This is a genomic window from Glaciimonas sp. GG7 (assembly GCF_052976905.1).
In genome coordinates this window covers 1-19,196 of the sequence record NZ_JBRIIQ010000032.1, presented here as the reverse complement: position 1 = coordinate 19,196, position 19,196 = coordinate 1, and the positions used below count along the sequence as shown (strand labels likewise).

Here is a 19,196-nt window from a genome sequence, read left to right as displayed (position 1 = left end):
TCTTACGGTGCTATTGACGCCGGTATTACACCAACATTAACGCAATATGTTGCACCGCGTCGTCGCACGGTTTTTGTACAAAACGCGTTTTGGCAAACCGTTGCCAGCGGCCCAGCACAAAACTGGTCAATATATTGGCGCGTATAGTGGCCTCTGTTTCGCTGGTTTCACCCTGACTGGCGGCGATACGCAACGCCTGCTTCAAGGCCAGTTCAACCCGATCCACAAACTGGTTCATACGCAACTGCAACCGCGCATCTTCGTTGATGAGCGCGTCGCCAATGATCACTCGCGTCATGCCGGGATTGCGCTCGGCAAAATTGAGCAGCATCAACACCACGGCCTTAGCCTGCAACAAGCCATTTTCCTGCTGCTCGGCGATTTGATTGATGAGGCCGAAGACGCTGGACTCAATAAACTCGATCAATCCCTCAAACATCTGCGCTTTGCTGGCGAAATGGCGATACAACGCGGCCTCGGACACCTCTAATCTGGCAGCCAACGCCGCCGTGGTGATCTTTTCACCTTTAGGTTGCTCGAGCATACTCGCTAACGCTTGAAGAATTTGTAGCTTACGCTCGCCCGGTTTCATTGTTGCCATAGTCGTGTTATTCAGTAATCTGTTGAAATTTAGCGTAGTCGATGACAGTGATCAGCCAGACGCCGCACGGATTTTACTTTGACATCGACGGCGCGGGTGCGCTTTGTCAACTTTTGCGGCAAATATCCGGTCACCCATACCGTACGCATGCCTATGCGCCTGGCGCTCTTCAGATTGACGAGCGTGTCCTCTACCAAAATACAACGATGGGCCGGGATGCGTTGACGGGCGATTAATTTACGCAAAAATTGCGGTGACGGCTTGGGGCGAGATTGCCGATGTACCTGCATCGCCTCAATCGCAATATGCTGCCCGAATTGACGATGCAAACCCAAATGCCGCATTACCTCACGGGAATAGCGTTGCGGCGCATTGGTGAGCAAAATCTTGCGACCGGGTAGCCGCTTCAACACACTGATCAAGCCGCGCTCAGCCCGGATCATCCCGGCCAGATCGTCAAAGCGATGCGCCTCACGCAGAAAATCTTCGGGCCGTACCGCATGATGTTTGACCATCCCCAAAAGCGTCGCGCCATAGCGCCGCCAGTAATCGGTGCGCACCGCGTCTACCGTGGCCGCATCGGCGTCAACCCCATCCACACCCAGGACGCCTGCGATGAAGCGATTCATGTTGTCATTGATCGCTGGAAAAAATGCGTACGAAGCGTTGTGCAGTGTGTTATCGAGGTCGAATAACCATAGCGGTGTAGTATGCATAAAATTCATATTCCGCATTCTTGTAAAATTTTCATCATTTCAAAACGCTGAAAAAGTCGTCAAAATCGCCAAGGTAAGTTCGGACAGATAACAACAACTACGCAACTACGCGTCAAGGAGAATGTGTGCTGCGCCAGATTATAGAGAATGTGCGGTCTCGATTTAAGTCATTTTTCAGCCGCAGCATCGATCTGCGCGGACGTCACCGCTATCTGATCCCGTTGTGCCTCATCGCACTATATAGCGCATCCACACTAGCCAAGGACATCACGGTCAAATCAGAGACGCTCCGGCAAGGCGGCGCGCTGTTTTCCATCGAGCGCGACGGTCATACCGTGTATTTGTTTGGCACGATTCACGTCGGTCGCGCTGATTTTTTCCCCCTCGCGCCGCAGGTCATGACGGCATTAAACCAGTCTTCCCGCATCGCCATTGAAATCGACGCCAGCGATACCCAGGCGGTCAATCAACTGATACAACGCTATGCGCTCTATCCCGATGACAGCGCCGCCGCGCAAGACCGACAAGAGATGCCCGCAGCGCTCAAGCAAGCGCTGGGTAGTTTGCTCAAAAAATACCGCATTGCGCCCACCAGTACCGCGCGCATGAAACCGTGGCTGCTGGCAACGGTGCTGATGACGGAAGAATACGCCCGCCATGGCTATCCCAAAGAACAGGGCGTCGACAACTATTTGTCTGACTATGCGCAAACACAAAACAAGCCCTTGATCGGTCTGGAAAGTGTCGAATATCAGTTGTCGCTTTTGGGCAATTTATCCATCGCTGATCAAACCCGATTTTTGCAAGACAGCGTCAATGATTTACGTGATCCGGTGCGCGCACGCAAGGCGCTGCAATTGATCGCGTTATGGCGCAGCGGCGATCTGGTCGGTCTGAACACACTGTTGAAAGAAATGACCAGCGACGACACCTTCACCGGAAAATTTGTCCAGCGTGCATTGCTGGAGGGGCGCAATCCGGCACTGGCCGATGCCGTCGAAAAATTGCTAAATTCCAGCGCCGCTGGTGAGACCGTATTTGTCGGTATCGGCATGCTGCATTTGACAGGAGCGAGCGCCGTGCAGAAGTTGTTGCAAGAACGTGGTTATAAGGTGCTGCGAACGTATTAGCGATAGTTGCTAAAAATGTGGAAATTAGATTCGTCTACGGATGAGGATTGAGGCGTTGTAAATTGACGTCAGGAACCTATTGAGAGGATCTGTTCATCATTACCTATTTTAAAGGACCAATATGCCAGTAGCTCCGCAAGCAAGCTCACCCTATACCTCCGCCCCGCATCGACACTATACAAATGCCCCACCCCGTTCGGTCGGCCCACGATTTAAGACTGGATGGGGGCTACCCATCCATATGAAGGACCTCGCTGCCACGACGCCGGAGCAGCGCACCCGGGAAATGAAATTCGCAAAGATCATCAAGTGCGCAATCGGTACAACCGCAGCAGGTCAGGGGTTTTATAAGAAGGAATACGAGCAGGCAATTGCCACGATGGTGCATGCTGCTACGCTTAATGCACCATCCCAGACGCACGATGCAGAAGAAATCACTGATGCCGCTATCGATACCGAATTCTGCAAAATCGTAGCCTATCTCGATGAATTAAAGAAAACCGGCGACACCGGACTCAACGCACGCCTGTTGCAAGATCTGATCTCAGCAGGGGTCAGCATCGGGATGCTGGCAACCATCATCCCTGCGCTGGTCGCCGAAGACGCCTACAACACGGGTGATTACAGTGCAGCAAATCGTCCGACTGGCAAAGACGCTGGCGATTGGGCTCTGGTAATAGTCGAGGTTCTCAAGGGATTGATCACCAGAAGCCTCAGCCCTCTGACATTGATGCGACACCATCTGGTCGAAGAAAATCAAAAGCGTCTGGCAGTCTGCATCCTCTTGCTCAAAGCCTGCCTGGATGATCCGTCTGTGGCTACGCTGAAAGAAAGTGTCTCAGTCGGGACGCGCGCTAAAAAAATCGCATTGCAAGTGGCTGAAAAAGGGCGCGATTTTGCCACGGTGTGCACTTTCGCCAATGCCGCCTTGCCGCTGGCACGCTCCTGGCAATATGTCGCAGAGATGGTCAGCGGCGACCCGGCGCATGCTTCATTGCGCGGTATGTTTCGGGTCGCAAGTCATGTTTGCGATGGTATCGTGCGCGTCGGAGCCAGCAGTATGGGTACATGGGCACGCAACAAACTCTTCGGCCTCGAATTCAATCGTATCGGAACCGCTCTGCCGGACCTCAGAGAACAATTTCGCTATTCTGAGATTGAACACCGTGCGCTTTTGTTGCGAATGGAAAAAACCACATTCCTTATTTCAACGTGCGATACAGAGTTGCTCAATAGTATTGCCGCCTCCCCTGAGAGGAACGCCGAGTTTCTGTCAGCCGACATCACCTCGATGGCCACATTGCAAGCATTTTTAGACGCTGAGCAGATCCCCTTTACAGCCAACCACAATGGCACATTGTCGAGCGAAGCGCCGGAAAACCATTGGGGCAAAAAATTTGTCGATGGAAAATTTCGGGTCAGGCCCGGCATGATCGCACGCGCCCCCTACCGCTGCTCGCTTGAAGTCCAGCGTCTGATGGGCCACCCGGCCGAAAAAATCGCGGGAGCAATAAAGAGGAAGGGCAATAAAAATGACGCCGCGCCGGAGAGCGTGGCAGTCGGGCTAGCAAGGCCAAGGCGCTTTTAATCGTTGCGCGTATCGACGGTTTTACCAGACCGGGCGTGCCTCCATAGCGACGCTCAAAGGCTGCAACGCAGGTCCGATTACGCACCGCAGTCACTCTGAAACACGCTCGCTGCGGGGTAATGCTGTTTAATTAATCTAGTTAACCGTTCGGGCTGAGTAGCCCATCGGGCGTATCGAAGTCAGCGCTGATGCAGGTGCGCCTTCGATACTACGCAACTCAGTCCGAACGATTTCTTAACTGAACGGCATTACTGGCTGCGGGGTGCTATTACTGAGCTGTTGAGGCGTTCCGACATGGATGATCGCCGACAAGAATGCTATTTAAAAGATCTTTTAATCACTAAAAGATAAGTATCAGTCATTTAAATACTCTAAAGGATCACCATGCCTGAAGTTTCAGAAGTAGGCTTAGCAAGACCATCGACCATCCCCCAGCAGCCCTGTAATAGTCCCGAAAGCAGCCCTGTACTGGAAAGACTTACAGCCGGGAGGAGATCATCGGAAACACTCCCCATCGAACCGGAAGCAGCCCATGACACAGAGCAAGAGGCACTCTTACGCGCAATAACATACATAAATGCCTTTAAGTGCGCAGTCAAATCAGCCAACCATTTTTCGGATTATTACGATCTGGGATACCGACAGGCAGAGGCCGCCTTATTGCGCGTCGCCCCTCTTACTGGAAAATCAGCCCCGGATCATGTCGAGGGAGTTAACGAGACAAAAATAAAGAAATTTCTCTATCAAGGCGACATGTTTATGGCCGCAATGGGGAACACCAGCAAGACGGCGCGCAACGTAAACTTCATCCGAGAGACCATATCGCTGGGGATCTGTGGCTCACTGCTGGCAATCATGTATGCCGGGATGCAATCTCATCCGGATCGAAAACTGAGCGCAGCCGATCACCCCACCGGCTCGTCCTTTGGCAACTGGGGCCTGACTGTGTTGGAGGCGGTCAAGGCATTAGTGACGATGAGTTTGCGCTCCCCGACAGCAGACCGCGTCGACCTGGTCTGCAAAATCGAAGCGCGCATGACCGTCGCCCTTGCTCTGCTCGATGCCTGCCTCGAAGATCCAGAGACAGCCGCACCCGCAGAAGATGCAACGCTAAGGGATTGCGCTTCATACACCGTGCTGCAACTGCTGGAAAAAGGACAGGCGGCAGCCGCCCTGCCTGCCATGCTCAACAACTTAGTAGCTCCGCTAAGAGTGATGCTGTTGAGTGCGCGGGCAACGGGCGGCGACACAGCGGCAGCTTCCGTATCGGGGGCGGCCGCGCTGACGCAAAGTGCCTTAGATAGTCTGCGCGCCCTACTCAACGCCACTGGCGCGTGGGCCGGTGACGCCATCTTTGGCGGGCACATCGATCGCAACAGAGCGCAGCTGCCTGCGAATGTGGAGAAATTTCGCAATGCCGATCAAGATCACGAGGGCATTTTGCAGCGGCTGGGAAAAATGAACCTGCTTTTTACACATTTGGATACCGAGCTGCTTCTGGCCTTCAACGCCAACCCCGAATTGGTGGCCAAATATCAGGCTAAAGATAACGACGTCCAGACACTGGAAACATTGCGCACCTTCCTCGACAACAATCGGTTTATATATCTGGTCAACGACGACAGCCGATTGATCCACAGAGAGCAGACCAGCCCATGGGGTGAAAAAGTTGTGAACGGTACAGTTGAACCCTCGTGTCGCGCATTATTACTACGCGTACCCCAACGCCTCATGCGTACCACAGAGCATCTGTTGGCCAAGCCGGTAGAGGCGATATTAGCCCGGACGGGATCTACAAATAATTCAGTGCTGAAAAAGGTGACGGTCGAAGAAGCAACGCCGGTGTAAGTGACATTACGCAGTGATTGCTTAGCTCCCTTCCCCTGCTAGCGGCTGAAGGGAGCGACTTCAGACCCCATAACATCAGTTATGTAAGAGTCGGTAATTATTCGGCCTGTCTGTGCCCGATAGCCTTTTGCGCCTTCGGCACAGTTACCGAGACGATGGCAGTAATCGCACGGATTTGAATAGAAATTAGATACACTTCCCAGATGCACAATCCCGCTCCACCTTTGCCACCAATCACGCCTATGCCCGATCACGCTTCTCACACGGCGACAGGCAAAATAATGCTCGAAAGCATCGTCAAAGAATGGCGACAACAGCTTAGCTACACCCTCCTCGACACCGCATTCGATACAGGCCGACAGTTTCTCGCAACATGGCAAGCGTGGCGCGACACTGACGCCCGACCACAGCAACTGCACTATCTGGCGCTACTGCCAGCGCCGCTCACGGGCGAAGAAATGGCGAGAGAACACGCCGCATGGCCGATACTGGCGGCGGCATTGCAAGCGGTCTGGCCGCCATTGATGCCAGGCTTCCATCGGCTTTATCTTGAAGACTATCGTATTGTATTGACGCTGATGATCGGGGATCGCGCACAATGCCTGCAACAGATTGCGGCGCAGATGGATGCAATTTATGGGCATTTTGCGGCAAGCCCGGTCACGCAAGAATGGTCATTACCGGTACTACGGCGCTTGGGACGGTTGGCAGCTCCGCAAGCCAAATTGGCGATCGCGCAGCTCACCGAACACCAACAAAAAATATTAGAACAAGCTGGATTTGTATTTGAAAATACCGATGCATCCATCGTCACGGACGTAAAAAATGCGTCGTTTTCGCCACGCTGGCAAGCTGTATCCACACATACCGCCGCTCCTCCACGCCACGCCATCGTGCTTGGCGCAGGCTTAGCAGGCGCTGCCGCTTGTCAACGGCTGGCATTACGCGGCTGGAACATCACCTTGATCGAGCGCCATCCTGAGATCGCGCAAGAAGCCTCCGGTAATTTGGCTGGCATTGTGATGCCGCTCCTCTCCCGAGACGACAATCCGACTTCGCGCCTGAGTCGCAGCGCGTATCTGTTTGCGCGCCATGTCTGGCAGAGTCTGGGAGGGGTTGGTCACGCCTTCTCAGGCGCTACGTGCGGCGTACTGCAGCTTGCCCGCGATACCGACCATGCCAGCGCGCAACAGACTTGGTCGGCGCAGGCCAATTTACCTGCCGACTATGCGCAATGGTTGACCCAACCGGCGGCCAGCGCATTATTGGGATACGCCGTCCATCACGGCGGCTGGTTTTTCCCCGGCGGCGGCTGGGTCCATCCGCGCAGCTTGTGTGCGGTCATGCTGCAAGCGTGCGGCGCGCAATTGCAGACCCATTTCAATGTCACAGCCAGCACGCTCATCAAAACGGCAGAGGGCTGGCAAGTCTGCGATCCCCATGGCGCGGTGATTGCCAGTGCGCCAGTGGTGATTTTGGCCAATGGCATGGGGGCGATCGATTTTCCACAAACCTGCGACTTGCCGCTCTGCGCGATCCGTGGGCAGGTCACGCATATCGATGCTCAACACGCGCCAAAGATCACGCAAGTGCTGTGCGGCGACAGCTATCTGACACCAGCAATCGACGGCCTGTGCAGCCTGGGCGCGACTTACGATGAGGACGCCCAAACGACATTGCGGCAACAGAGTCAGGATCAGAATCTGGCGCGCACCCACACCATGCTCCCGACCTGGAACACCGATACAACGATGCTGCCACTGGCTGGGCGCGTCGGCTTTCGCTGCGTAGCAACGGACCGTTTGCCGCTGGTCGGCGCACTGCCCGATACGCTGGCAACATCCACACTGCGCGAACCGCAATTAAAAGATATCCCGCGCTTGTCGGGACTCTATGGCCTGCTCGGCTACGCTTCACGCGGTTTGATCTGGGCTCCGCTAGCGGCGGAATTACTGGCTGCGCAATTGAACGGCGAGCCACTGCCGATGGAGGCCGAGTTGGCCGCCACGCTTGACCCGGCGCGGTTTATCTTGAAGGCACAACGCACAAAAAAGAGCACTTAACTCTTCAACGTTAAGCACTCTTTTTGATGCGGTAGACGCCGCAAGGTCAACCTTTGCGCTCCACTGGCATTGCCTCCCGGCAAAAGCGGGAATGCCTCAGAATCTTCCATCCCCCTAAGGTAAAATGACGCCCATCCAACGTTGCAACGCATACGCCCTTCGGTCCGATGATAGCGGCGCGCCAACAAATCACCAAAATTACCCGGAACACCCATGTTGCGACTGAACGAAATTCAACTCCCGCTCGACCACCCGGAAGACGCGCTCCGCAGCGCGATTCTGGAACGCCTGGCGATCACACCAGACGCTCTGCTGAACTTCACAATTTTTCGACGCAGTTACGACGCCCGCAAAAAATCCAATGTGATGCTGACCTATACCGTTGATGTAGAGATCAAAGACGAAGCACCCGTACAACAGCGCTTGAAGGCGCACAAACACGTCACAGCCACACCGGACATGCAGTACAAATTCGTCGCGCACGCCAACGGCACGGAAAAATCACGTCCGGTCGTCATCGGCACAGGTCCATGCGGCTTGTTTGCTGGTTTGATTCTGGCGCAGATGGGGTTCAAGCCGATTATTCTGGAGCGTGGCAAAGCCGTGCGTGAGCGTACCAAAGATACCTGGGACCTATGGCGCAAAAGCGTCTTGAGCGCGGAGTCGAACGTGCAATTCGGCGAAGGCGGCGCGGGCACTTTTTCCGACGGGAAACTCTGGACACAAATTAAAGACCCCCAACATTACGGTCGTAAAGTGCTGACCGAATTTGTACTGGCCAACGCGCCGGAAGAAATCATGTATGTCAGCAAGCCGCATATCGGCACCTTCCGTCTGGTCCAGATGGTGGAAAAAATGCGCGCCTCGATTGAGGCCTTGGGCGGTGAATTTCGGTTCGAACAAAAAGTGCAGGATCTCGATATCGTCAATGGTCAGATACGCGCCGTGATACTCGCCAGTGGTGAGGCCATCGTCAGCGATCACGTCGTGCTGGCGATTGGTCACAGCGCTCGCGATACCTTCCGCATGCTCTATGAGCGCGGTGTCTACGTTGAGGCGAAGGCGTTTTCGGTCGGTTTTCGAATCGAACATCCGCAATCGCTCATCGATGCATGTCGCTTTGGCCCCAGCGCCGGTCATCCCATTCTGGGCGCGGCGGATTACAAACTGGTGCATCACTGCGCCAATGGCCGTGCGGTCTACAGCTTTTGTATGTGCCCGGGCGGCACGGTGGTTGCGGCCACGTCAGAGCCGGGCCGCGTCGTCACCAACGGCATGAGTCAATATTCGCGTAATGAGCGCAACGCCAACAGCGGCATCGTCGTCGGCATCACGCCCGCTGATTACCCCGACCATCCACTGGCAGGAATCGCCCTGCAAGAACATTGGGAGTCACGCGCCTACGAACTCGGCGGCAGCAATTACAACGCACCGGGCCAACTGGTCGGCGATTTTCTGGCCGGTCGCGCCTCGGTCGCCTTCGGTAGTGTCGAGCCGTCCTACAAACCGGGGGTGCATCCGGGCGACTTAAGCATGGCCTTGCCCGATTACGCCATTACCGCCATGCGCGAAGCGTTGCCTGCGTTCGATAAGCAAATCCGTGGTTTTGCGATGGCCGATGCGGTCCTGACCGGGGTTGAAACCCGCACCTCGTCGCCGGTACGCATTAAACGTCACAACGATAGTTTGCAAAGTCTCAATACGGTTGGTTTGTTTCCGGCCGGTGAAGGTGCCGGTTACGCTGGCGGGATTATGTCGGCGGCCATTGATGGGATACGGGTGGCTGAGGCGGTGGCGTTGAGTATGATCAATAAATAATCAGATTACTGAAACGCAAGAAACCCGTTCGTACTGAGTAGCCCGTCAGGGCGTATCGAAGTAGTTGCATGCGTTGGCGATTCTTCGATACGGCACTTTGTGCCTACTCAGTCCGAACGGGTTTTATTTGATTTACACATTTCACTTATCAAGAGACTGCGCCCACCACCACCGTCATCATACTAATGGCCCCCATATCAATCCCATCGACCGGGATTGATATGGCCTCATCGTCCTGCTTGGCCCCAATCACATACAACAACGGCAAAAAGTGTTCCGCCGTCGGCACGGACAGTTTGCCATCCTCGCCCAACTCAGCGTAATCGATCACTTGCTGCAAATCGTCGGCTAATAAACATTCTCGTATCGTCGTATTAAACCGCTCAGCCCAGACATGCGCCGGTGCTTGCGGGTCCCAATTCAACAACCGCAAATTGTGCACCACGTCACCGCTACCGATAATCAACACGCCCTGCTCACGCAAGGCCGCCAGTTTGCACCCGAGATCGAAATGAAATTGCGGCGGCTGGGTGGCGTCGATACTCAACTGAATCACCGGCACATCAGCATGCGGAAACGCCTTGACCAACACCGACCAGGTACCGTGATCGAGCCCCCAATCCTGATCCATCCCAACCGCAACCGGTGCCAATAAGTCACGCACTTCTGCAGCCAGCGCCGGGTCGCCGGCAGCGGGATACGCGATATCAAACAACGCCTGCGGAAAACCACCAAAATCATGGATGGTTTTCGGCAGCGGCATGGCCGTCACACTGGTACCGCGGGTGTACCAATGCGCCGAAATCGACAGAATAGCCTTCGGCTTGAGTGCCGCAACACGCATCCCTAACTCGGCCCATGCAGCGGTGTAACGGTTATCTTGCAAGACATTCATCGGGCTGCCGTGACCGAAAAATATTGCTGGCATGCGGTGGGGAACGGTATTGCTCATGGGATTGTTTCACTCAAAAAGGAAAGATGCGTTTATCGCTAAATACGCGGAGGTATTGACTATATATTTTTTGTGACGATACGGCACAGCATCCTACAAAACAAAAAAGCCGCTTAGCAAGCTAAGCGGCTTTTTGATCCTGTCGAACCGCAGTTCAGACAGGCGCATTCAAACAATTACTTCTTAGGGCGTACTTTGTCAGCAGTTTGTGCGAATTGCGTTGCTGCATTGTTCACATTGGCTTCCAGTGTTTCAACAGCTTGTTTAGCTGTCTTAGTCAGTTGCTCGTAACCTGCGTTAGCGTTGCCGATGACCGACTTCAGAATCGCGATCGCGTTTTCTGAACCTGCTGGTGCATTTTTGCTTACTTCGTCGATCAGCGCATTGATGCGGCGGCTCGTTTCGGCGATTTGTACTTCTGCAGCTTTAGTCAATTCAGCTTGTGTACCGGAGGCGATACCTTGCAGATGACGACCGTAAGCGGCTGCTTTTTCAGCGCTTGGCTTGGCTTGCTCAGCGACTTTAGACATAAATTCTTGTGCATCTTTCGAACCCAGCAATTGCTTGGCTGACGCGCTCGACTCTTCCATTGTTGCTTTAGCAGCGTTCATGTTCAACTCGATGACTTTTTCCACGCCTTCAAAGGCTTTGGTGGTCAATGTGTTGATCAAAGCGAGTTGCGCTTCGAAATGGGCTTTAGTGGCTGCGGAAAACTGCTCTTGAAATGAAAACATGGTCTTCTCCTATGTAAGTTTGATAAAAACTATGATCAGCCACCAAATGGTGCGCTGCAACAAATTCTATTTTACAGATAGAAAACCCGCCGTCAAGCGTTATTGTGCAATGCAACAAAATTGTTGCTATATTTTACACTCCCCCTTAACCGACGTCTTTATCTGGCAACAAACTTACTCTCTATTTATCCAATGCGCATATTTTTCTTGTCGCAGGCGTACTGGCTTTGCCAACCATACAACGACGATACACGCCGATACTGTTTTCAAAAGTGGCCTGTGCTTGTTTGAGCGGCAGTTTTGCCAGCCGTTCAGCCATCTTACGGCTCACCTGAAAATGTTGATAATCAATCGGCTCACGCCAGTCCCCGCCCCAGATCGGGAAACCATGCGCGGCAAAAATAGCCGCAATCTGCGCATCAACCATCCCTGGACGCATCGGCAAACGTTTAACATAATCCTTGCCAGCGGCTGGACTGACTTCAATCACCCCCTTGTCATTGCGGCGCAAATAAGGATTTTGCAGAGGATTAAGATCAATCGCCAGTCCGTATGCGTGCAACGAAGGGGCGCTGCCGCCGGTGATCGGTCTGTGATTGAAGGCGGAGGTATTGTTGTCCGCCATAGACGCCGCGTCATCCCCTTGATAGTGATCCATTAAGCGCGCACGGGCCAGCGGCACACGCTGCGCCAGCAACAACTTAAAAATCGTCGCCACTTGCGGCGCAACGGCGGCCATCACCATGATTTCACCATCGTCATGCCGTTGATGATCAAAGTCGATATACGCAAACCGCACCACCTGCAATTGCGAACATGTCACCGGCGCACCCGGCCCCAGCACGCCCGTCGCCTTTAACTGCGCGCATTGCGCACTGCCTGGCGATGCGAATGTTGGCGTGACGGCGGCAGCCATGCAACTTGCCAGCAACAGCAATAATGGCAACCGCAGCGCCATCAATCTGCTAACACCGAATCCGACGGCTCTGCGCTAAAATCGTGGATCACCAGTCCGGCATCAGTTTGAGCAAACATCGTCATGCTCGCGCTGGCGATCGCCCGCATGGCATCCTGATAGCCCTGATCCCAACGCCACTGCACCGATCCTTGCGAGAAATTCACATCCTTCGACGCCATATTCCAGTCATGCCCGCCATAGCGCAAACGCACGACGTGAATAGTACTGTTATCGGCAATCCCGGCAAATTCTTTACGATCAGCCTTGCTGCGTTCGGCTGCTGGCAATTTGTCATATAACGCCCGGGCCGTGCGGCGCAATTCATGGATGCGCAGATAGTTTTCGATATGGCGCTGCGAGCGTGAGGCGAACGTGACATCTTTCTGACGCGTCTCGACTTCATCCAAGGTGCGCGGCTCGTCGCCCTCTGCGCTCCACAAATCCACCATCACGCAAATCGTATCGACGCGCGGCTTCTCAAGATCGTTACTGTCATCGTCTTGACCTTCCTGATCATCAAGCACGATTTCCAGCGGCGTATTCGAATACAAACCGCCATCCCAGTACAAATCGCCATCCACCCGCACCGGTGCAAATCCGGGCGGCAAAGCGCCGCTGGCCCTGATGTGATCGATACCGATACGGCGTTGGTCGGAATCAAAACAAACCAGTTCGCCGTTAGTCACTTTCATGGCGCTGACGGTGAGCCGGATACTGTCGGGACAATTGAGAAAATCCAGATCAACGAGCCGCGTCAAGGTTTCGGTCAGGGGTGAAGTGTCATAAAAACTGGCCTGCTCGGGCTCCACTGGCAAACCTATCGCAAAAGGACTCATCAAGCGCGGCTTGAAAAATCCCGGTACGCCACGCAACACCGTATCCAGCGTAGTCCACCACGTACTGGTCTTGCGCACTGCATCGGGCACCTTCGCCATATTGACCAGATCCTTGTGCGAGACCGCATCCCAGAATTCTTTCAATCGCGCCAGACGCAACTCACGCGCATTACCCGCAATGATGGCAGCGTTGATCGCCCCAATGGAGGTTCCCACGACCCAATCCGGCGTCATATTGTGCTCGTGCATGGCGTGGTAGACACCAGCCTGATACGCCCCCAGCGCGCCACCGCCTTGTAACACCAGCACGATACGTGGCTTGGTCACGGGCGGCTTATGCGCTTTGTTCTTACCCTCAGGCGGAATAGCGCCGGTTTTGGCGTCTTTCACCTGAGACAGTACCGTTGCATCAGGGGCAATTTTATTCTTCACAATCTTGTCAGGAGCTCTACTGGACATATCTCGCCGTTCTTTGCAGTGACTGAAGACTTATCTTAACCGACCTGAAGAATAACCACGTAGCGCGCTTCTTTGCCTGGCAAATCTGCACTGTCAAAAACACGCTGACTGAACAAATATGAACAATTACAAACAAATGCGCACAAATACGAACAACAATCATTATCATTAAATGCTATAGTTTCCACCCAGAAATTGCGTCACTAAAACTAACAGTACAGTCACGCATGATTTAGCCCGGGTTAGTCAATCTTCGAAAGGAAAATACATGCTTTTGCGTACCCTCATCGCCACCACCCTATTAGCCAGCTTGACCGTCACCGCCGTGGCGCAAGAAAAAGTGCTCAATCTGTATTCCGCACGCCATTATCAAACCGACGAAGCGCTCTACAGCAACTTCACCAAAACCACCGGCATCAACATCAACCGCGTTGACGGCGATGACGCCGGCACCATTGCCCGCCTCAAAAGTGAAGGCAGCGCCAGCCCTGCCGATGTCATCCTGCTCGTCGACGCCGCCCGTCTGTGGCGCGCAGAAAATGACGGCCTGTTTCAACCGATCAAATCGGCCACGCTTGATGCACGCATTCCCGCCAACCTGCGCGGCAAGGACGACGGCAAAGGATCGGCATGGTTCGGCTTATCGACCCGCGCACGCGTCATTGTCTACAACAAGCAAAACGTCCAGCCCGCCGATGTCGATAGTTACGAAGCCTTGGCTGACCCCAAAAACAAAGGCAAACTCTGCACCCGCAGCGGCGCGCATCCTTACAACGTCTCGCTCTTCGGCGCGTTGCTCGAACATCTGGGTGAGCCTAAAACCGAAGCCCTGCTCAAAGGTTATGTTGCCAATCTGGCGCGTTCCCCGGTCGGTGGCGACACCGATCAGATCAAGGCGGTCAGCTCCGGTGAGTGCGGCATCGCGATTTCAAACTCCTACTACGTCGCCCGTCTCATGAAATCCACCAAGCCGGAAGACATCGCCCTGATGAAAAAGGTCGCCGTGGTCTGGCCGAACCAACACTCGTTCGGTGCGCACGTCAATATCGCCGGTGCCGGTGTCGCCAAATACGCCCCGCACAGGGCCGAGGCGATCGCGTTCCTGGAATATCTGGCCAGCGACAACGCCCAGCGTTATTTTGCCGAAGGCAATAACGAATGGCCGGCAGTCAAAGGCATCAAAACCGACAACGCCGCGCTTGATGCACTGGGGCCGTTTAAAGCGGAAGTCATTGATGTGTCGGCGGTTGGGCGCAATCAGCAGAAGGTGTTGCAGATGCTCGATAAGGTTGGTTATAAGTAAGCTAATGCGTGTTGACATTTAAGTTCTAAAAACCGTTCGTACTGAGTAGCCCGACAGGGCGTATCGAAGTAGTTGCATACGTTGGAGATTCTTCGATACGGCACTTTGTGCCTACTCAGTCCGAACGGGCTTAGGGTGTTTCACAAATTTTATATATCAACATGACCTCGTCATTTAAAAACAAAAAACCCGTTCGGAATCACTCCGAACGGGTTTTTTGTTTTTCCCTTATTTCGTATACCCACACGCACAACCGACGCGTTGTTATTTTTTTCTGATCATATAAATCGCCAACCCGATCACCACGACCACGCTCAGTTCTATCCCCACCACCACATAGTTCGCCAACATGTTTACCACCCGATTCCGTTATCACTCAATTGTAAATTAGCTAATTATACCGTCGGAAATGTCACCACGTGGCTGACATCCAGACGGATGCCTATCCATTCATCGATCGCGTGATCGTGATGCGACGGCACCAGCGCCAGCAACTCCTGTCCGTCTGGTAGTTTCAGCGTATATAAAAAATCAGCGCCGCGAAATGTTTTGCGCACCACCCTTGCCTTGAAAGATGAAACGTCGTCATGCACGACATCGTCAGACCGCAGCAACACATCGACTCCCCCCGACGCACGATCTGACAAGACCAAAGCCCTATTGACATCATGCAAATGTCCCAGCGCCGTGGCAACCATCACCCCCTCGCCGTTCTGTACCAACGTCCCCGGCACAAACACGCCATGACCAATAAAGTCAGCAACAAAACGGCTCGTTGGACGATGATATAACTGATACGGCGCAGCCCATTGTTCCAGATGCCCGGCCTGCATCACACCAACTACATCCCCAATCGCAAAGGCTTCCAACTGATCGTGCGTCACCATCAGCGCGGTCATTTTTGCCTGCTTCAAAATAGCGCGCACGTCCTGCGCCAATCGTTCGCGCAGTTCAATGTCCAGACTGGAAAACGGCTCATCAAGCAGCAACAAACGCGGCTGCGGTGCCAACGCCCGCGCCAGTGCGACGCGCTGCTGCTGACCGCCGGACAGTTGATGCGGATATTGGTCGTGCGCACTTGCGAGGTCCACCAACGCCAGCATCTCATCAACGCGCTGACGGACTTGTTGAGCAGGCATTTGATGCAAGCCAAAGCCGATATTGGCGGCAATCGTCAAATGCGGAAACAACGCAAAATCCTGAAACACCATCCCGATCCGCCGTCGCTCAGCGGCAACCCTGACCCCCGGCCCATCGAGCACCATCTGGTCGAGCAAGATCCGGCCACTTTGCGGCTGCTCAAGACCCGCAATCGTACGTAGCAATGTCGTTTTACCGCTGCCGGACGGGCCAATCAGTACGCCCAATTGACCAGCGGCCAATTGCAGCGACACGGCATTCACAGCCGGTGCAGCGGCCTTGGGATAACGTGCAGAAACATTTTGAAGGTCGAGAAACATTCGGTCGTGAGCGTGAAGCCCGTTACAATTCGGTTGGTCAAAATATGTCATTGCGACAGCCCGACAGTGTAACTTAATCTCCCCTTTTCCCCCGCCTGCATCCATGCTCTTCATCGGTTTAATCGCCCTGCTCATCGCCCTCCCCATCCTCGGTATTGCCGCGGCCTGGTTCAATCTCGATGCGCACGCCATCACTATCCTGACGCAGCAAATGCACACCGTTCTACCTGGCTATCTGGCGACCTCCGCGTGGCTAGCCATCGCAGTGACCATCGGCGTGGTGATCGTCGGCGCGGCAACGGCGGTCACAGTGAGCCTGTTTGAGTTTCGCGGTCGGCGTTTTTTGGAGTAGGCGCTACTGCTGCCGATGGCCATGCCCGCCTACGTTTCGGCCTATGCGTATACCGATTTTCTGCAATATAGCGGACTGCTGCAAACCAGTCTCAGAGATATGATTCCCGGGATGCGCTTGCCAGAAATACGCAGCCTCTCCGGCGCGATATTTCTCTTCATTTTTACGCTCTATCCCTACACCTATTTACTCGCCCGCAGCGCCTTGAACGAGCGCGGCCTGCATTTGATGGAAGCCGCACGCCTGCTCGGCACGCCGCTGGCCGCCCGCATCCGGCGCGTCGCCTTGCCGCTGGCACGCCCGGCACTGATGGCTGGCGCGGCACTGGCGCTAATGGAAACGCTGGCCGATTACGGCGTCAGTGCCTATTTCGGTCTGACCACATTTACTACCGGCATTTATAAAGCCTGGATGGTCATGGACGACCGCATCGCCGCCGCCCAACTCGCATCGGTACTGCTCGGTATCGTCGCCTTACTGCTCTGGCTAGAACGACAGGCGCAACGAAAATTGCGATTCTCCAGTGTGCGCGGCCAGCGTGGCGACGGCTCAGAATCGCGTCTCGAACCCTTGCGCGGCACGCAGCGCTGGATGGCATGGCTAGTCTGCAGCATCCCCATCGTGCTCGGCTTTGTATTACCGGTGGTAATTTTGCTGCAATTAATGTGGGCCGACATAGGACACAGCCAGGCTGCCAGCGGTGATTTCGGCGCCTCATCCTTCGATCTGCTGCGCTATGCCAATTGGGCCTGGAACAGCTTCCGCTTCGGAGCCATCGCCGCCTGCTTAGCGGTGGCATTAGCGCTGGCCCTCAGCTTCACCCAACGCGCCCACGGCCTGCCGCGCATCAAAGCGATGCTGCTGCGCTTCATCACCACCGTCGCCTCCATGGGTTACGCCGTCCCCGGCTCAGTGATCGCGGTTGGCATCCTGCTACCCATTGCGTGGCTGCAAATCATCGCCCCCCACAACACGATCGGGATCTGGCTCACCGCTACGTCGCTCGGGATTATCTACGCGTATCTGGTGCGCTTTTCTGCCGTTGCGGTGCAATCGATCGACGCAGGTTACGCGCGTATTCCTACTAGCTATGACGAAGCTGCCCGTACCTTGGGCGGGAGTCGGTGGCGGATTGCCAGCCAGTTGCATGCGCCGTTGCTGTGGCGCTCCATGGCTACTGCTTTCTTGATGGTGTTTGTGGATGTGGTGAAGGAGTTACCGGCGACCTTGTTACTGCGGCCGTTTAACACGGACACGCTTGCTGTAATTGCGCACAATCTGGCGCGGGATGAACGGTTGGGGGAGGCTGCGTTGCCGGCGCTGACTATTGTTGTGGTGGGGCTTATTCCGGTGTTGTTGGTGACGCGGGCGTTGGGGAGGCGGTAATTGACACGGGTTGCGCTCCGTGGAGCGCTAGTCGGGCTGGCCGACAGCCGGTTACTCTCTGCATTCGAGACAGTCCGTTAGCAGCTTCAAATTTAATATTGTGAGTAAAACTACTCACAATATTAAAAATGATACAAAACCAACTATATCAGCGCCAAAAAGTTAACTAGCTGTAGGTCAGTGTCAAAAACCGCAGCCTTTTTGGTGATGAGTTTCCTCTCTAAATAAGCAATGGAGCTTTGGAAATGGAAGTTGACGTACGCCGTCATATGAAGCCGCCAAATTTTTCAGCCGCCAGACGGATCAGAATGAAGAGATGTTTGAGGCTGGTTCGGTCGTCGGTTTTATTAATACAGGTTGTGCTCCGTGGAGGCTAGCCGGGAGTGGCCCGGCGGCCAGTCACTTTTTTTGCTTCGCCAAAAAAAGTAACCCAAAAAAGGCGACCGCAAATGCTGCTGCCCTGCGGGTCCCCAAATTTTCCAGCCACCCGTCGGGTCTGAGGACCAACTCGCTGCGCTCAAACATGTCCTCAGACAATTCCCGACGGGCGGCTGAAAAATTTGGCAGCATCATATGACGGGGTAGGTCAACGTCAAAAGCCGCAGCCTTTTTAGTGATGAGTTTCCTCTCTCAATAAGCGATGGCGCTTTTGATGTTGAAGTTGTTTTTGAAGTGCAGGCGTAGCCACAGTTGCCTTTGACGTTGCAGTTGCAGTTGCAGTTGCTTTTGAAGTTGCGGTTGCGGTTGCGGTTGACGTTGCTTTTGAAGTTGCCGTTGCCGTTGCCGTTGCCGTTGCCGTTGCTTTTGACGTGGCACTTGACCTACCCCGTCATTGGCGCTGCCACATTTTCCTGCCGCCAGACGGATCAGGCTGATGACATGTTTGAGCGAAGCGAGTTGGTCATCAGACCCGGCTGGCGGCAGGAAAATGTGGGAACCCCGAAGCAACTGTCTTGAAAGTCAATCCATTTTGGTCTCCATATGTTGAAATG

General features: G+C 54.3%; 14 protein-coding genes and 1 pseudogene. 7 read left to right on the top strand and 8 right to left on the bottom strand.

Going from position 1 to position 19,196, the window contains the following annotated elements; genetic code table 11:
* Positions 1-25: 25 nt before the first annotated feature.
* A complete protein-coding gene (slmA, locus tag ACVBEF_RS09815; protein ID WP_447123756.1) occupies positions 26-601 on the bottom strand; it encodes a nucleoid occlusion factor SlmA in 576 nt (191 codons plus the stop codon).
* A gap of 29 nt (positions 602-630) precedes the next feature.
* A complete protein-coding gene (locus tag ACVBEF_RS09810) occupies positions 631-1,326 on the bottom strand; it encodes a pyrimidine 5'-nucleotidase (RefSeq protein WP_447123755.1) in 696 nt (231 codons plus the stop codon).
* Positions 1,327-1,442: 116 nt separating this feature from the next.
* On the opposite strand from ACVBEF_RS09810, the gene ACVBEF_RS09805 reads away from it, so the two are divergent.
* The 5 genes from ACVBEF_RS09805 to ACVBEF_RS09785 all read left to right on the top strand — a co-directional run bounded on the left by ACVBEF_RS09805 (position 1,443) and on the right by ACVBEF_RS09785 (position 9,764).
* Positions 1,443-2,447 (top strand): TraB/GumN family protein, encoded by a 1,005-nt coding sequence (locus tag ACVBEF_RS09805; protein WP_447123754.1) that lies wholly within the window; start codon positions 1,443-1,445, stop codon positions 2,445-2,447.
* A 121-nt stretch (positions 2,448-2,568) separates the two neighbouring features.
* A complete protein-coding gene (locus tag ACVBEF_RS09800) occupies positions 2,569-4,035 on the top strand; it encodes a hypothetical protein (protein WP_447123753.1) in 1,467 nt (488 codons plus the stop codon).
* Positions 4,036-4,419: 384 nt separating this feature from the next.
* Entirely contained in the window at positions 4,420-5,883 is a 1,464-nt protein-coding gene (locus ACVBEF_RS09795) for a hypothetical protein (protein WP_447123752.1), read from the top strand.
* Positions 5,884-6,086: 203 nt separating this feature from the next.
* Complete coding sequence (gene mnmC / locus ACVBEF_RS09790; RefSeq protein WP_447123751.1) at positions 6,087-7,946, top strand: FAD-dependent 5-carboxymethylaminomethyl-2-thiouridine(34) oxidoreductase MnmC; 1,860 nt, start codon at positions 6,087-6,089, stop codon at positions 7,944-7,946.
* A 213-nt stretch (positions 7,947-8,159) separates the two neighbouring features.
* On the top strand, positions 8,160-9,764 hold the full coding sequence (locus ACVBEF_RS09785) for an NAD(P)/FAD-dependent oxidoreductase (protein WP_447123750.1): 1,605 nt from the start codon (positions 8,160-8,162) through the stop codon (positions 9,762-9,764).
* A gap of 148 nt (positions 9,765-9,912) precedes the next feature.
* Here ACVBEF_RS09785 and ygiD read toward each other — a convergent pair whose 3' ends face one another.
* From ygiD to ACVBEF_RS09765, 4 genes are all read right to left on the bottom strand, one after another.
* Positions 9,913-10,716, bottom strand: a complete 804-nt coding sequence (ygiD, locus tag ACVBEF_RS09780) for a 4,5-DOPA-extradiol-dioxygenase (protein WP_447123749.1) — start codon at positions 10,714-10,716, stop codon at positions 9,913-9,915.
* Positions 10,717-10,892: 176 nt separating this feature from the next.
* Positions 10,893-11,450 carry a TIGR01841 family phasin gene (gene phaP, locus ACVBEF_RS09775; protein WP_447123748.1) on the bottom strand — a complete coding sequence of 186 codons (558 nt, stop codon included), beginning with the start codon at positions 11,448-11,450 and terminating at the stop codon, positions 10,893-10,895.
* 181 nt (positions 11,451-11,631) lie between these two features.
* Positions 11,632-12,408: a M15 family metallopeptidase gene (locus ACVBEF_RS09770; protein ID WP_447123747.1), complete on the bottom strand. Its 777-nt coding sequence runs from the start codon at positions 12,406-12,408 to the stop codon at positions 11,632-11,634.
* Positions 12,408-13,703 (bottom strand): patatin-like phospholipase family protein, encoded by a 1,296-nt coding sequence (locus ACVBEF_RS09765; protein WP_447123746.1) that lies wholly within the window; start codon positions 13,701-13,703, stop codon positions 12,408-12,410. Before ACVBEF_RS09765 ends, ACVBEF_RS09770 begins: the two co-directional genes overlap by 1 nt.
* Before the next feature lie 268 nt (positions 13,704-13,971).
* Between ACVBEF_RS09765 and ACVBEF_RS09760 the strand changes: the two genes are divergently transcribed.
* A complete protein-coding gene (locus tag ACVBEF_RS09760) occupies positions 13,972-15,006 on the top strand; it encodes an extracellular solute-binding protein (RefSeq protein WP_447123745.1) in 1,035 nt (344 codons plus the stop codon).
* A 395-nt stretch (positions 15,007-15,401) separates the two neighbouring features.
* On the opposite strand, the gene ACVBEF_RS09755 is transcribed toward ACVBEF_RS09760, so the two are convergent.
* Entirely contained in the window at positions 15,402-16,466 is a 1,065-nt protein-coding gene (locus tag ACVBEF_RS09755; protein ID WP_447123744.1) for an ABC transporter ATP-binding protein, read from the bottom strand.
* A 103-nt stretch (positions 16,467-16,569) separates the two neighbouring features.
* On the opposite strand from ACVBEF_RS09755, the pseudogene ACVBEF_RS09750 reads away from it, so the two are divergent.
* A pseudogene (locus ACVBEF_RS09750) lies at positions 16,570-18,204 on the top strand (ABC transporter permease).
* A 630-nt stretch (positions 18,205-18,834) separates the two neighbouring features.
* Here the strand turns inward: ACVBEF_RS09750 and ACVBEF_RS09745 are convergent.
* On the bottom strand, positions 18,835-19,152 hold the full coding sequence (locus ACVBEF_RS09745) for a hypothetical protein (protein ID WP_447123743.1): 318 nt from the start codon (positions 19,150-19,152) through the stop codon (positions 18,835-18,837).
* Between the last annotated feature and the right edge of the window lie 44 nt (positions 19,153-19,196).